Origin of the sequence: Kluyvera intermedia (assembly GCF_034424175.1) — a bacterium.
Classification (GTDB): Bacteria; Pseudomonadota; Gammaproteobacteria; order Enterobacterales; family Enterobacteriaceae; genus Kluyvera; species Kluyvera intermedia.
Map to the genome: position 1 here is coordinate 3,675,705 of NZ_CP139986.1, position 16,150 is coordinate 3,691,854.

Consider the following 16,150-nt stretch of genomic DNA (forward strand, 5'->3'; position numbering starts at 1 on the left):
GCCTAAGGTGAAACGGGTTGTAAACGTGCCTGCTGCAGCCGGTGTAAGGTTATTTTTCGGACCTCGGCTTTACTCTGTGAGATATGCGCAGTGAGGATCCGCTGCGCCTCCTCGGTTTGTTGTTGCGCCATCGCCTGCAAGACCTGCGCATGTTCGCTGTAGGTGGCATCCACGCGATCCTCGCGGGTGAAATCCAGATGGCGGATGATCCGCATCTTCTCGGTTAACTCCACATGGACGCGGGCCATTTCAGCGTTGCCGGTGGCGCTGACCAGCGCGGTATGAAACGCTTCGTCATGGCGCGATAACGCCTTGCCGGGCGCCATCTGCGGCGCGTCACACCAGAAGGCCATTAGCGGCGCAAGGTGCGTGCCACGTATTGCCGATGGCATGGCGCACAGGCGTTTCACCGCCTCCATTTCCAGCACAATGCGAAAGTCGTACAACGATTCGAAATAGGTAAAGTCGAACGGTTTTACCTGCCAACCGCTGCGCGAATAGACCTGCACATAGCCTTCATGCTCCAGCCAGAACAGCGCCTGACGCACCGGCGTGCGGCTGGCGGACATGCGCTCGGAGATCTCCCCTTCGCTGAAGTGCTCGCCGGGCATCAGGCGAAAATCGAAAATGTCGTTTTTCAGTTCGAGATAAATGCGCTCGGCCAGTCCCACCGCGCGCTTTTTGTCTTTCGCTTGCACCATGCCGCGCTCCTTATTCCAGCCACAACAGAGCATCACCCGGGCTGACCGGGCGGCCCGGCTGGCAGCCGATCCGCTTCACCACACCCGCCTGCGGGGCGCTAATCGCCAGCTCCATTTTCATGGCTTCGACGATGATTAAGGTCTGCCCGGCTTCCACCGTATCGCCAGGTTTCACCAGCACTTTCCAGATATTGCCGTTCATGTCGGCGGTGACCGGCAGCGCGTCGTCATCTGGCATCGCTTCCATCACCGGCATCAGGCTTTCAACGACGTCCTGCTGGTCGTCGAGCTGCCAACGCTCCACTTCCACCTCAAACGCGTCGGACTGAAGCTTGCGGAACTGCGCAATATCGTCGGCGTGGGTTTGCAGGAATTGCAGATGCGCCGGGAAGTCGAACACCGTCTCTTCAATGCGCAGCGTGGCGCGGCCTTCACGGAAATCATCGCGCAGTTGGTCCAGTTCAGCCTCGCTGACCGGGTAGAAACGCACCTGGTCGAAGAAGCGCAGCAGCCACGGCTCACCGGCGCTGAACTGTTCGTTCTTGAGGAATTTGTTCCAGATAGGCAGCGTGCGCCCCACCAGTTGATAGCCGCCCGGGGAGTCCATGCCGTAGATGCACATATACATGCCACCAATGCCTACGGTGCCTTCGGCGGTGAAAGTACGCGCCGGGTTGTATTTGGAACTGAGCAGGCGGTGGCGCGGATCAATCGGCACCGCGCACGGCGCGCCGAGGTAAACATCCCCCAGCCCCAGAATCAGATAGCTGGCGTCAAAGATCGTCTCTTTCACCGCCTCGCGGCTCGGCAGACCATTGATGCGCTGGATAAAATCGACGTTGTTCGGCAGCCACGGCGCGGTGGCGCGCACGGTGTCGGCATAGCGGCTAACCGCATCTAGCGTGGCGCTGTCTTCAAAGGCCATCGGCATATGCACGATGCGCGACGGCACCGTCATCTGCGTCACATCGCCAATCTGCGCTTCCTGCTCCAGCAAGAGCGCCACCAGCGCCTGTTGGCTGATTTCGAGGCTGTTATAGCGCACCTGTAATGACCGCACGCCTGGCGACAGCTCTTTGATACCCGGGTGCGCCCGTTCGCGCAGTTGCTCCATCAGCACGTGGACGCGCAGGCGCAGCGCCAGATCCAACACATTTTCGCCGTATTCAATGAGGATGTAGTTGTCCCCGGCCTGACGGTAAACAATTGCCGGCGTGCTGGCGGTGGCGGGCAGCGACACCAGACCAGCCGCCGAGACACCGTCGCGGTCGGCCAGCGACGGCATGGCGAATTCCGGCAGGCTGGTGGTTTGCAGAGTATCGACGCTGCGATCCATCGCTTTTTCCCGCGCGACCGCGTCTTCTACGCTGATAGGGTAGAAGCGGATGCGGTCACCCGGTTTCACCTGGCCGACCTTCCACAGTTCAGCTTTGGCGATAGTCACCGGGCAGACAAAGCCGCCGAGGCTTGGGCCATCGCGGGTGAGGATCACCGGAGAGTCGCCGGTAAAGTTAATCGCGCCAATGGCGTATTCACAGTCGTGAACGTTGGACGGATGCAGCCCCGCTTCGCCGCCGTTCGGGCGCGTCCAGCTTGGTTTTGGCCCGACTAAACGCACGCCAAGGCGGTTGGAGTTGTAGTGAACCTGCCAGTCGCTGGCAAAGAATTGGTCGATGGATTGCTGGGTAAAGAAGTCCGGTGCGCCATGCGGCCCGTACAGTACGCCAATGCGCCATACTTCACCGTAAGTGGGGATAAGCGATGTCGAGAGCGCTTTCGGCTCACTCACTGGCGCAGGCGTGGTGCAGGCCGCCAGTTCTGGGCGCGAGATAGGCAGCAGGTCGGCGACTTTCAGCGTACGCCCAGCATGACCACCAAACTGCCCCAGCGCGAAGGTCGAGCGGCTGCCGAGATATTCCGGCACATCGAGACCGTTACGCACCGCCAGATAGGCACGACAGCCCGTCTGCGCGCGGCCAAGCGTCAGCGTTTGCCCGGCGCTGACCTTTACCGGCTGCCACAATGACACCGTTTCACCCTCAAGTGTCGCCTGACAATCGGCTCCGGTGAGGGCAATCAGCGCATCGGAATGGAACAGTAAAACCGGCCCTTGCAGGGTAAATTCCAGCCCGGCTGCCGATTGATGGTTACCGACAATACGGTTGGCGAGACGAAATGCGAAATCGTCCATTGGGCCAGACGGCGGCACGCCGATATCCCAGTAACCCTGACGGCCCGGGTAATCCTGCACGCTGCTCCAGGTACCAGGCTGAATCACTTCAATCACCGGCGATTGAGCGACCACGCTGTCGAGCATTCGCGTCCACGCGGTGCCGTGAACAAAGGCGTCGCTGGCGGTGATTTGCCGCAGATAATCGAGGTTGGTGGCGATGCCGTGCAAACGCGTGGCGTTCAGCGCGGTATGCAATTTTGCCAGCGCCGCGTCGCGGGTCGGCGCATGGACAATCAGCTTGGCGATCATCGGGTCATAAAACGCCGAGACTTCGCTGCCGGTGGTGACGCCGGTATCAATACGCACGTCGTCCGGGAAAGTGACGTCGGTTAACACACCGGGGCTGGGCTGGAAGTTTTTCAGCGGGCTTTCGGCATAAAGACGGACTTCAATTGCCGCGCCCTGCGGCGCCTGTGCCAGACGAGTCCAGTCAATCGATTCGTCTGCCGCCACGCGCAGCATGCACTCGACTAAATCCAGCCCGGTAACGGCTTCCGTGACCGGATGCTCCACCTGCAAACGGGTGTTCACCTCAAGGAAATAGAACGCGTCCAGCGCCGCATCATAGATAAACTCCACCGTCCCGGCGCTGCGGTAGTTCACCCGCTTGCCTAACTGCACGGCGGCATCGAGTAGCGCCGTACGCGTGTCGGCTGGCAGATTGGGCGCGGGGGTTTCTTCGACCACTTTCTGGTTGCGGCGCTGGAGTGAACAGTCGCGCTCGCCCAGTGCGACCACGTTGCCTTTGCCGTCGCCGAAAATCTGCACCTCAATATGGCGCGCCCGATCGACGCAGCGCTCAACAAACACGCCCGCATCGCTAAAGAACTGCTCGCCCAGGCGACGCACGCTCTCCCAGCCCTGCGCTAATGCCTCGGCATCGGCACAGCGCGTGAGGCCGATACCACCGCCGCCTGCGGTGCTTTTCAGCATTACCGGGTAGCCAATCTCTTGCGCCGCCGTCAGCGCATCATCCAGCGAGTTTAAAAGGCCGGTGCCCGGCGTCATCGGCACGCCCGCTTCCGCCGCCAGCTCACGCGCCCGGTGCTTTAGGCCAAACTCACCAATCTGCTGCGCGGTCGGGCCGATGAAAACAATCCCCGCCTGTTCACAAGCGTCGGCAAACGGCAGGCTTTCGGAGAGAAAACCGTAGCCCGGCCAGATAGCCTGTGCACCGCTTTGCTGGGCAGCTGCGATAATTTTGTCGATTTTCAGGTAGCTGTCGCTGGCCTTCTCACCGCCCAGCGCCAGCGCGATATCGGCCTGTTTGACGTGCTCGGCGTTTTTATCGGCGTCGGAATAAACCGCCACGCTTACGATGCCCAGACGTTTCAGGGTTCGGATGGCGCGGCAGGCAATTTCACCACGGTTAGCAATCAGCACGGTATTAAACATGGCGAGTCTCCTTGCGGGCAATCCAGTGGCGCCAGCCCTGGTATTCGGTAATGTCGGTGGCGTCATGTAGCGCCGCCGGTTCGCAGATAAAGCCTTTCACCCAGCGGCCGTCGGTCAGCTCCAGCGAGCCAATGCCCAGTGGCGCAGGAATTTCCGCGACAAACTCACCAAAGCGCGCCAATGGGATATCCCACAGTTCAACCTCAATCGCCGCGCCGCTGGCGTCACGCGCAATGCCCGGTTTGTGCGGCAGAGTGTTGGCCAACGCATACAGGCGGTAGCACGGTGCGGTGCGGGTCGCTTCGACAAATACCGCGTTGCGGGTGGTGAGCTGGAAGTTGAGCGGCATGCCGCTGAGATGCGCACCGACCACCGCCACGCGAACGTGGTGAGGGGAAGCTGCGAGCGAGCCGCTGTCCGTCAATGGCAACCCGGTTGCGCCCAGCGGCAGCGCCAGTTGTTGTTGCCAGCGGATGCCAAAATCCGCCAGCGCCCGGTCGTGCCACGCGGGGGCAATCAGGGTGATACCGGCTGGCAAGCCGTCCTCACGCCACGGTGCGGGTAAGGCCAGCGCGCTGAGATCGGCAAGGTTGGTGAAATTGGTGTAAGTGCCAAACTGCGAGTTAAAGCGGATAGGCTCCTGCTTCATCTCTTCAAGGGTGTGGATGGTCGGTGAAGTCGGTACCACCAGCGCATCCACGTCGGCCAGCGCTTGCTGGATTTTTTGCGCCAGTTCGGCGCGCAGATATTCGGCCTTAAACGCCTCCACCGCGCTGTAGTTCAGCCCGGCAGCAATAATGGTGTGAACGGTGGGCTCCATCTGTTCCGGGTGTTGCAGCATATCGCCGACCGCCGCAGTGCGTTCCGCAACCCACGGGCCTTGATAGAGTTGCTCGGCAAGCTGGGTAAAGGCGGAGAAATCGATAGGCCGAAGCTGCGCGCCACCGGCACACAATGCGTCGAGCGCTTTCTCCCAGGCAGCCTGCGCCTGGGTATCACCATAGAAATTCAGCACTTCCGGGATGGCAAATACCGGGTTGTGCGGGATGGCTGCCGGGGCGGTTGCCGGGTGACTGCGAGAGTAGGCATCTTGCGCATCCGCGCCGCCAGCGAGCGTGGCGATAGCAAACGCATCCTCGACGGTTAGCGCAAACACCGACAGCGTGTCGTTCAGGCGACACGCTGGCACCACGCCTTTTGCCGACAGCCAGCCTTTTGTCGGCTTAAGACCGACGATATTGTTAAACCCGGCGGGCACGCGCCCGGAACCTGCGGTGTCGGTGCCAAAGGCAAACGGCACCAGGCCACGGGCAACCACAGAGGCAGAACCTGAACTTGAGCCGCCGCTGACGTAGTCGGCATTAAAGGTGTTGGCGACCGCACCGTACGGCGAACGCGTGCCGACAAGGCCGGTGGCAAACTGGTCGAGGTTGGTTTTGCCAATGACGATAGCCCCCGCCGCTTTCAGTCGGGCGACGGCAGTGGCGTCTTGTTCAGCAATATATTCAAATGCCGGGCAGGCAGCGGTGGTCGGCCAACCGGCTACGTCCACGTTGTCTTTAACTGCGAACGGGATGCCGAATAACGGCAGTGAATCTGGATTATTACGGTACTGCGGCATAAGAACCGCTAACTGCGCCTGGATTTGGGCGTCGCTGGCTATCATCAGCCAGGCGTTATCCTCAGCCGACAGAGTATCAATATGTTCTTTTAATAAAGTAAAAACCGCGTCGCTATTATGTTTAATTTGCTGACGCCAGGCGGCCAGGGTATTTCCGGTCATTAATGCCATCGTTGAATTCCTGTTGGTATACAAGATGGAATTCAATTAGCAAGGTGCATGCCAATATATTAATTAATTATTTAACAATAAGTTAAGATAAATCAGATAGGCATTAATATATTCAACGCACCGTTAAAGAACTCGAACGAACAATAACGGTGCAATTCATCATAAGAAAAACAAATATCAAGATAACTGAACCAGAATATTCTTTTATCAAAAAAAACCGTAGTCGTTTGGATATTATCAACACGGATATTGGGGACAATCCGCGCATACGCCCTTTCGTCCAGTAGGTGATGCTGCCAACTTACTGATTTAGTGTATGATGGTGTTTTTGAGGTGCTCCAGTGGCTTCTGTTTCTATCAGCTGTCCCTCCTGTTCAGCTACTGACGGGGTGGTGCGTAACGGCAAAAGCACCGCCGGACATCAGCGCTATCTCTGCTCTCACTGCCGTAAAACATGGCAACTGCAGTTCACTTACACCGCTTCTCAACCCGGTACGCACCAGAAAATCATTGATATGGCCATGAATGGCGTTGGATGCCGGGCAACTGCCCGCATTATGGGCGTTGGCCTCAACACGATTTTCCGCCATTTAAAAAACTCAGGCCGCAGTCGGTAACCTCGCGCATACAGCCGGGCAGTGACGTCATCGTCTGCGCGGAAATGGACGAACAGTGGGGATACGTCGGGGCTAAATCGCGCCAGCGCTGGCTGTTTTACGCGTATGACAGGCTCCGGAAGACGGTTGTTGCGCACGTATTCGGTGAACGCACTATGGCGACGCTGGGGCGTCTTATGAGCCTGCTGTCACCCTTTGACGTGGTGATATGGATGACGGATGGCTGGCCGCTGTATGAATCCCGCCTGAAGGGAAAGCTGCACATAATCAGCAAGCGATATACGCAGCGAATTGAGCGGCATAACCTGAATCTGAGGCAGCACCTGGCACGGCTGGGACGGAAGTCGCTGTCGTTCTCAAAATCGGTGGAGCTGCATGACAAAGTCATCGGGCATTATCTGAACATAAAACACTATCAATAAGTTGGAGTCATTACCCGTCCAGTAGACCAGAATTTGATTGGAAAATTAACAACGCATAGCGAACTAAGGATATCGCTAATATTACCAGTGATGATAATGTGTATCATTTGCATTTGAGATTTGTTAACATCCCCGCCCACGATAAACCAGTCTGTGGCATTAAAATGACCTGTAAAATGTTCTTCCTGGGCAGAGATACGCGAAAAAAAATAATCCTGACTTCTTTGATAGCGTTATCCAGTCTGAGTCTGATTTCCTGCAACCAGCCTGCATCAGTCAATCTCAATAAACCATTACAGACAGCCCATATCCCTAGCGGGCAAATAATTGATTTAAAAAGCAATAAAACCATTACCCAACAAGAGCTTTTGGCTGAACTTGCGGTTGCCCGCCAGCTTATTGTTGGCGAAAAACACGATAATGCCGAACATCATCAAATTGAGCTCTGGCTTCTTCAAAACCTGCCCACCCAACGGCCACAAGGGAGCGTGCTGCTTGAGATGCTGACGGCAGACCAGCAGCCCCGCGTTAACCAGGTTAAACGCTGGCTGAAAGATGATCCCGTAGTCCGGGATGGCCGCGTTCAGGAACTGCTTAACTGGCAAAAAGGGTGGCCCTGGGAGATGTATGGCGACGTAGTCATGCAGGCATTACGTGCGCCTTACCCTCTACTCAGTGCCAACATTGACCGGGATCGAGTCATGGCGTTGTACAAAAAAAATGAATTTCCTGAAGGAAAAAAATCCACAGCACCTGCGGTACAAGGCGCTCTGCGCGCAACCATCATCGCCATGCATGAAGGCAATATTGAAGGACAGCAACTGGCGTCAATGCTCTCTATTCAGCAGCAGCGGGATCGCTACATGGCTCGCCAACTTCTCAATGCCCCGACTCCGTCGTTGTTGATTGCAGGAGGTTATCACGCGTCAAAAAGCATCGGCGTACCGTTACACGTGGAAGATCTCGCCCCTGGCACCCAGCCTGTGGTGTTGATGCTGGCAGAAAAAGGAATGAACATCACCGTAGATCATGCTGACTACGTGTGGTTCATGACGCCAGACACTGCAAAACGGTAAATCATGGATGATGAATATTCTCTACCTTCCACGCCCAGCAAAATGGAGCAGCTGGTTTATCTTTTCACTGCTGCTTCACGCACTGCTTTTCCTTGCATTTGTCTGGCGCTTTTCCGAGGTACAGGTCGCTACGCCTCCTGCCCCGGCGATAATGTTGCAATGGGCCGATAATATCGAGGCTCCTTCTTCTCCACTTCCGCTTCCGGTGGGAATAGCTCAGCAGGAATCCGCAGCGGCAGAAGAAAAGCAGCAAGCAGAGGACAGACAGCAGCGTCCCGTCACTGAAGACAGGGATGCGACCATTGAAATAACCCGGAAAAAAAAGGCATCCGACGGGGAAAAGAAAAAGCCACGTCCGCCGCGTAAGATAAAGGATCAAACCAGCGACAGTAGCCATGCAGCCGTTTCCAGTAATGCCGCACCTCAGGCCCCGGTTGAATCATCCCGTATTGCTGCGCCTTTCAACAGTGACTCAGCAAAGCGAGACAATTCCAACACGTCCTGGGAAAGCAGAGTGAAAGGCCACCTTAACCGTTATAAACGTTACCCAGGTGATGCCCGAAAACGCGCACGAACCGGCACAGTCATAGTAACTTTTACCGTTAACGCGCAAGGCACCGTTGTCAGTCATTCTCTGGCAACATCTTCGGGAACCCTTTCTCTCGATCGCGAAGCTGTTGCTGTTTTAGAACGTGCTCAACCACTTCCTAAACCACCAGCTGAAATATTAGAAGGAGGCTTCTTTAAAGTAAAAATGCCGATCACCTTTGATCTGACGGAGATTAGGGAAAATTAGTGACGCGGGTTCGCTTAACTGAAATTTTATATTGATTTTGATGCTGAAAATTTTATCAGCCTTCACTGCTATCGAAAAATCAAGAAAATGCCAAAGGGTTGTTATTAAAAAATAAACACAGATCTGATTCTTTTATTTATTACGATATTTATAAGGATATTTATGACCATTATTAAACTGGCCATCGGCTCGGGCATTTTATTGCTCAGCTGCGGCGCTTACGCAGAATCCATCAGTGAAAAAACAGGTGGTGATAAAAAAGGAGCGGCAGAATTCAGCCCGCTCAATGTTTCTATCGGGAAGACAACCAGTGAGCAGGAAGCTCTTGAGAAAACAGGCGCGACCAGTTCGCGGACTACGGACAAAAACTTGCAATCACTCGATGCAACGCTGCGCAGCATGCCCGGTACTTATACCCAAATCGATCCGGGACAGGGAGCAGTCAGTGTGAATATTCGCGGCATGAGCGGATTTGGCCGCGTAAACACGATGGTGGACGGTATCACCCAAAGTTTTTACGGCTCCTCAACCTCAGGCACTACGGCGCATGGCTCAACCAACAATATGGCTGGCGTACTAATTGACCCTAATTTTCTGGTCGCCGTTGATGTTACACGCGGTGACAGCAGTGGCTCGGCAGGCGTCAACGCCCTGGCCGGTAGTGCAAACATGCGTACTATTGGCGTTGACGATGTGATATTTAACGGCAATACATATGGCCTTCGTTCACGTTTCTCAGTCGGCAGCAATGGGCTCGGGCGCAGCGGAATGATCGCCGTCGGTGGAAAAACCGACGCATTTACTGATACAGGCAGCATTGGCGTTATGGCCGCTGTGAGCGGCAGTTCTGTTTACTCTAATTTCTCAAATGGCTCTGGTATTAACAGCAAAGAGTTTGGTTATGATAAATATATGAAGCAGAATCCAAAATCTCAGCTTTATAAAATGGATATCAGACCAGACGAATTTAACAGCTTCGAGCTTTCCGCCCGAACCTATGAAAATAACTTCTCACGCCGCGATATAACCAGCGACGACTATTACATTAAATATCATTACACACCTTTTTCTGAATTAATTGACTTTAACGTAACGGCCAGTACCAGCCGCGGCAATCAAAAATATCGCGATGACTCGCTGTATACTTTCTACAACACCTCAGCGCAAAACCGTTCTGATGCGCTGGATATCAACAATACCAGCCGGTTCACTGTCGCAAACAACGACCTGGAGTTTATGCTGGGCAGCAAACTGATGCGTACCCGCTATGACCGGACCATTCATTCAGCAGCGGGGGACTCGAAAACGAATCAGGAATCGATAGAGAACAATACCTTCGCCCCCTCCGGTCAGCAGGATATTTCAGCGCTGTATACCGGGCTGAAGATTACGCGCGGCATCTGGGAGGCTGATCTCAATCTCAACTACACACGCAACAGGCTCACAGGATACAAGCCCGCCTGCGATACGCGCGTCATCTGCGTGCCACAGGGAAGCTACGATATTGATGATAAGGACAGTGGCTTCAATCCTTCGGCGCAGCTTTCTGCTCAGGTAACACCGTGGCTTCAGCCGTTCATTGGCTACAGCAAATCCATGCGTGCTCCGAATATCCAAGAGATGTTCTTCTCTAATTCAGGAGGTGCATCCATGAACCCATTCCTGAAACCTGAACGTGCAGAAACCTGGCAGGCGGGTTTTAACATTGATACCCGAGGTCTACTGGTTGGACAGGATGCCCTGCGCTTTAAAGCTCTGGCGTACCGCAGCAGGATCCAAAACTACATCTACAGCGAGTCTTTTCTGGTTTGTTCAGGAGGTCGTAAATGCAGTATGGCTGAAGTGATTGGCAATGACTGGGGGAACATGAGCGATGAATATAGCGATAATATGTACATCTACGTTAACTCTGCAAGCGATGTTATCGCAAAGGGCTTTGAGCTGGAAATGGATTATGATGCCGGTTTTGCCTTTGGCCGACTCTCTTTCAGTCAACAGCGAACAGACCAACCCACCTCCATCGCCAGCACTTATTTTGGCGCAGGTGATATAACCGAACTGCCCAGAAAATACATGACGCTGGATACCGGCGTTCGCTTCTTCGATAACGCGTTGACCCTGGGTACTGTCATAAAATACACAGGTAAAGCTCGTCGCCTGTCGCCTGATTTTGAGCAGGATGAACATACCGGCGCAATCATCAAACAGGATTTGCCACAGATCCCAACGATTATCGATCTCTATGGTACTTACGAGTACAACCGTAACCTGACCCTGAAACTGTCGGTACAAAACCTGATGAACAGAGATTATTCGGAGGCGCTGAATAAGCTCAACATGATGCCGGGCCTTGGTGACGAGACCCAACCGGCTAATTCCGCGCGCGGCAGAACCTGGATATTCGGCGGGGATATCCGTTTCTAATGACAATTTCTGCCTGGTTCAGGCAGTACGTATTCTCTCTTATTTCAATTTTATTGTAGGAACGAAAATGACTCTTTTTACTTTATCCAAAGCACCGCTATACCTGTTAATTTCACTGTTTTTACCGACAATGGCTATGGCTATCGATCCACCTGAACGCGAACTTTCTCGATTTGCCCTAAAAACGAATTACCTTCAGTCCCCTGACGAAGGCATCTATGAACTGGCCTTTGATAATGCCAGTAAAAAAGTGTTTGCCGCAGTCACCGATCGTGTAAATCGTGAAGCGAATAAAGGTTATTTGTATTCGTTTAATTCAGATTCGCTGAAAGTCGAAAACAAATACGCAATGCCATACAGAGCATTTTCACTGGCGATAAATCAGGATAAACATCTGCTCTATATCGGGCACACCCAGTCAGCGTCCCTGCGTATTAGTACGTTTGACCTCTCTACCGGCAAACCGGTAAGGACCAGCGACAGGTTAAGTTTTAAAGTGGAAAACGCCGCAGATTCGCGTTTTGAGCATTTGCGCCATATGGTTTACAGCCAGGATTCCAATACCCTGTTTGTGAGTTATAGCAATATGCTGAAAACAGCCGGGGGCATGAAGCCTCTGCATAAGCTATTAATGCTCGACGGAACGACGCTTGCCTTAAAAGGCGAGGTTAAGGATGCTTACAAAGGTACTGCGTACGGTCTGGCGATGGATGAAAAAACGCAGAAAATCTACGTTGGCGGCAGAGATTACATCAATGAAATTGATGCGAAAAATCAGACACTGCTGCGTACCATCCCGTTGAAAGATCCGAAACCACAAATCACAAGTGTGCAGAACCTGGCGGTGGACTCCGCTTCTGACCGTGTCTTTGTGGTGGTATTCGACCATGACGATCGCTCCGGCAAAAAAGATGGACTCTATATTTTTGACTTACGCGACGGTAAACAGCTTGGCTATGTACACACCGGAGCCGGAGCTAACGCGGTGAAATACAATCCGAAATATAATGAACTGTATGTCACCAACTTCACCAGCGGCACCATCAGCGTAGTGGATGCCACTCAATACAGCATCACCCGCGAATTTAACATGCCGGTCTACCCAAATCAGATGGTGTTATCGGACGACATGGATACCCTTTACATTGGAATCAAAGAAGGTTTTAACCGCGACTGGGATCCGGACACGTTTGTAGAAGGTGCCAAAGAACGCATTCTAAGCATTAATTTGAATAAGTCGTGATGAAAGAAAGCACATGATAATAACGCCGTTCCTCCGCTAAATGGCCGGGGGAGCGGCGTTATTATATTTCAGTAGCCCTGTCGCCGGTCGCTTCTGCCGTTTCTCTTAACCGCATTTTGGTTATTGCATTTACTCCATCGCAGAATTGCCTATTTCTGTGAGCATGATCTGCCGCTTCAACCTTCCTTTAAAACGCCAACTCGATCATGAAATTAAATCAACCCTACGATCTCAGAGTTGATAATGAGAAATATTATCGCCAATATTCGCGTTATCACAACTGATGTAAACCCATGAAATATTCATGGTTTATACGTTCCACGGCGTTTACCGCTACGGAAAACGCAGCAACTTGCTGCCTCTTTAACTCACTGAACCGCATCTTTAGGCTGATGTTTGTCAGCCCCTGCGCAGGAATGATGATGATCACCAAAAAATATACTCTCTGGGCACTGAACCCGCTGCTGCTTGCCATGATGGCTCCTGCGATGGCGCAACAAACCGATGACGAATCCATCGTCGTTTCCGCTAGCCGCAATAACCGCACCGTCGCTGAAATGGCACAAACCACCTGGGTGATTGAGAACGCCGAACTGGAGCAACAGATCCAGGGCGGCAAAGAGCTTAAGGATGCACTGGCGCAACTGATCCCCGGTCTTGATGTCAGCAGCCAGAGCCGAACCAACTACGGCATGAACGTGCGTGGACGTCCGCTGGTGGTGTTAATTGACGGCGTGCGTCTGAACTCTTCGCGTACCGATAGCCGTCAGTTGGATTCGATCGATCCGTTCAACATCGAGCATATTGAAGTGATCTCCGGGGCTACCTCGCTGTACGGCGGCGGCAGCACCGGCGGGCTTATCAATATCGTGACCAAAAAGGGCCAGCCGGAAACCCAGGTTGAGTTTGAAGCGGGTACCAAGAGCGGCTTTAACAGCAGTAAAGATCACGATGAACGCATTGCTAGCGCCGTCTCCGGCGGCAATGACCATATCTCAGGGCGGATGTCGGTGGCGTACCAGAAATTCGGCGGCTGGTATGACGGCAATGGCGACGCAACCCTGCTCGATAACACCCAGACCGGCCTGCAATATTCCGATCGGTTGGACGTGATGGGCACCGGTACGCTGAATATTGATGAGACTCAGCAGCTTCAGCTGGTCACCCAATACTACAAAAGCCAGGGCGATGACGATTATGGCCTAAATCTGGGTAAAGATTTCTCGGCACTCAGTGGGGCAACCAAGCCATACGTCAGCAGCGGCCTGAACTCTGATCGTATTCCCGGCACTGAACGCCATTTGATGAGCTTGCAGTATTCCAATAGCGATTTTCTGGGTCAGGAGCTGGTCGGTCAGGTTTACTACCGCGATGAGTCACTGAAGTTCTACCCGTTCCCCAGCATGAATAAGAACAATGAATTGACCTCGTTCTCTTCATCCCAACAGGAAACCAATCAGTACGGCGCGAAGCTGACGTTAAACAGCACACCACTGGATGGCTGGCAGTTAACCTATGGGCTGGACGCCGATCATGAGCGCTTTACCTCAAATCAGATGTTCTTCGACGTGGACAAAGCCAATGCCTCCGGCGGGCTGAATAACCAGCAGATTTATACCACCGGGCGCTATCCGTCCTACGACATCAGCAACCTGGCCGCCTTCCTGCAATCGAGCTATGACATCAACGAGATCTTTACCTTAAGCGGCGGCGTGCGCTACCAGTACACCGAAAACAAAGTCGATGATTTCATTGGCTATGCGCAGCAGCAGCAAATTGCCGCGGGCACGGTCAACTCTGCCGATGCAATTCCCGGCGGTTCCACCGATTACGATAATTTCCTGTTTAATGCCGGGCTGTTGGTTCACCTCACCGAGCGCCAGCAAACCTGGTTTAACTTCTCGCAGGGCGTGGAGCTGCCTGACCCGGGTAAATATTACGGGCGCGGCGCTTACGGTAAGGCGGTTAACGGACATCTGCCGCTGACCAACAGCGTGAACGTTGATGACAGTGCGCTTGAAGGGATCAAGGTGAACTCGTATGAGCTAGGCTGGCGCTACACCGGCGACAACCTGCGCACCCAGATTGCGGCCTACTACTCTCTGTCTGACAAGAACGTGCAGGCGAATAAAGATCTGACCATCAGTATTGTTGACGATAAGCGCCGCATTTACGGCGTGGAAGGCGCGGTGGATTACTTTATTCCCGATAGCGACTGGAGCACCGGCGCTAATTTCAACGTCCTGAAAACCGAGTCGAAGGTTGACGGTCAGTGGCAGAAATATGATGTGAAGATCGCCAGCCCGTCGAAAGCGACGGCGTACATTGGCTGGGCGCCGGATCCGTGGAGCCTGCGCGTGCAGAGCACCACCTCGTTTAAACTTCGCGACGAGGCCGGTAATCAGCTTGAGGGTTACACCACTATCGATGTGTTGGGCAGCTATCAGCTTCCGGTGGGTAAACTCAGCTTTAGCGTCGAAAACCTGTTTGACCGTGACTACACCACGGTGTGGGGGCAGCGCGCGCCGTTGTATTACAGCCCGGCTTCCGGCCCGGCTTCGTTGTACGACTATAAGGGGCGTGGGCGGACGTTTGGTTTGAATTATTCAGTGCTGTTCTAAGTACAAAACCCCTGTAGAGATACAGGGGTTTTCGCGTTTTCAGAACTTCATCGCGCTTAGTTGAAGACCATCCCACCGTCAATCAGCAAGGACTGGCCTGTCATGTAGTCTGAATCTGGGCCAGCAAGATAGGATACGCAGGCGGCCACATCTTCCGGCTCGGACAACCGGCCAAGCGTAATGCGTTTAGCAAAGGTTTCTGTACCGTAGCCGAGCGGTTTGCCTGCGGCCTCAGACACCTGACGGTCGATTTCAGCCCACATTGGCGTTTTGACGATACCCGGGCAGTAGGCATTCACGGTGATCCCAAGCGGAGCAAGATCCCGTGCAGCGGTTTGAGTTAAGCCACGAACCGCAAATTTACTGGAACTGTAGACCGCCAGTTCCGGATTACCGGTATGGCCCGCCTGCGAGCAGGCGTTGATGATCTTGCCACCGTGCCCCTCTTTACGAAATGCGTCAATAGCGGCCTGAATCCCCCAGATCACCCCTTTCACGTTGATGTTATAGACTTTATCGACAATCTCTGGCGTGATCGACTCAATTGGCGTCGAAGGCGCAATACCCGCGTTATTGACGATAACGTTGAAACCCCCTAGCGCGGTGCGGGCTTTCTCGACTGCCGCAAACACCTGTTCACGGTCAGAGACATCAACCTTCACGGCGATGGCCTTGCCACCCTTACGGATGATTTCATCGGCAACGGCGCTGGCCGTCTCCTCGTTATAATCGGCGATAGCGACGGCAAAGCCATCTTTCACCAGGCGAAGCGCAATCGCTTTACCAATCCCCTGGCCTGAGCCAGTGACGAGAGCTACTTTTTGCATTTC

General features: G+C 53.8%; 10 protein-coding genes. 6 read left to right on the forward strand and 4 right to left on the reverse strand.

Translation table 11 applies throughout. The features are described from left to right. Positions 1-2: 2 nt before the first annotated feature. The 3 genes from U0026_RS17870 to atzF are packed head-to-tail and all read right to left on the reverse strand — an operon-like array spanning position 3 to position 6,121. Entirely contained in the window at positions 3-701 is a 699-nt protein-coding gene (locus U0026_RS17870; protein ID WP_062774059.1) for a GntR family transcriptional regulator, read from the reverse strand. 10 nt (positions 702-711) lie between these two features. After that, positions 712-4,329 (reverse strand): urea carboxylase, encoded by a 3,618-nt coding sequence (uca, locus tag U0026_RS17875; RefSeq protein WP_062774061.1) that lies wholly within the window; start codon positions 4,327-4,329, stop codon positions 712-714. Next, positions 4,322-6,121, reverse strand: a complete 1,800-nt coding sequence (gene atzF / locus U0026_RS17880; RefSeq protein WP_062774063.1) for an allophanate hydrolase — start codon at positions 6,119-6,121, stop codon at positions 4,322-4,324. Before atzF ends, uca begins: the two co-directional genes overlap by 8 nt. 341 nt (positions 6,122-6,462) lie before the next feature. Between atzF and U0026_RS17885 the strand changes: the two genes are divergently transcribed. The 6 genes from U0026_RS17885 (at position 6,463) to iutA (ending at position 15,320) form a co-directional block, all read left to right on the forward strand. After that, a protein-coding gene (locus U0026_RS17885) for an IS1-like element IS1B family transposase (RefSeq protein ID WP_241973917.1) occupies positions 6,463-7,160 on the forward strand; the annotation gives its coding sequence in 2 pieces (ribosomal slippage) (positions 6,463-6,712 and positions 6,712-7,160; 699 coding nt in all). A gap of 176 nt (positions 7,161-7,336) precedes the next feature. Next, entirely contained in the window at positions 7,337-8,236 is a 900-nt protein-coding gene (locus tag U0026_RS17890) for a ChaN family lipoprotein (protein ID WP_062777316.1), read from the forward strand. 7 nt (positions 8,237-8,243) lie between these two features. Continuing rightward, entirely contained in the window at positions 8,244-9,032 is a 789-nt protein-coding gene (gene tolA, locus U0026_RS17895; RefSeq protein ID WP_062777180.1) for a cell envelope integrity protein TolA, read from the forward strand. A 162-nt stretch (positions 9,033-9,194) separates the two neighbouring features. Then, positions 9,195-11,456 carry a TonB-dependent receptor domain-containing protein gene (locus tag U0026_RS17900; RefSeq protein WP_062777182.1) on the forward strand — a complete coding sequence of 754 codons (2,262 nt, stop codon included), beginning with the start codon at positions 9,195-9,197 and terminating at the stop codon, positions 11,454-11,456. A gap of 67 nt (positions 11,457-11,523) precedes the next feature. Further along, positions 11,524-12,699: an enterotoxin production-related protein TieB gene (gene senB, locus U0026_RS17905; RefSeq protein ID WP_062777183.1), complete on the forward strand. Its 1,176-nt coding sequence runs from the start codon at positions 11,524-11,526 to the stop codon at positions 12,697-12,699. 419 nt (positions 12,700-13,118) lie between these two features. Continuing rightward, complete coding sequence (gene iutA, locus U0026_RS17910) at positions 13,119-15,320, forward strand: ferric aerobactin receptor IutA (RefSeq protein ID WP_062777185.1); 2,202 nt, start codon at positions 13,119-13,121, stop codon at positions 15,318-15,320. Between the two features lie 56 nt (positions 15,321-15,376). Here the strand turns inward: iutA and U0026_RS17915 are convergent, their stop codons facing one another. Continuing rightward, positions 15,377-16,147, reverse strand: coding sequence for a (S)-acetoin forming diacetyl reductase (locus tag U0026_RS17915; protein ID WP_062777187.1), 771 nt, complete (start codon positions 16,145-16,147; stop codon positions 15,377-15,379). Positions 16,148-16,150: the final 3 nt, after the last annotated feature.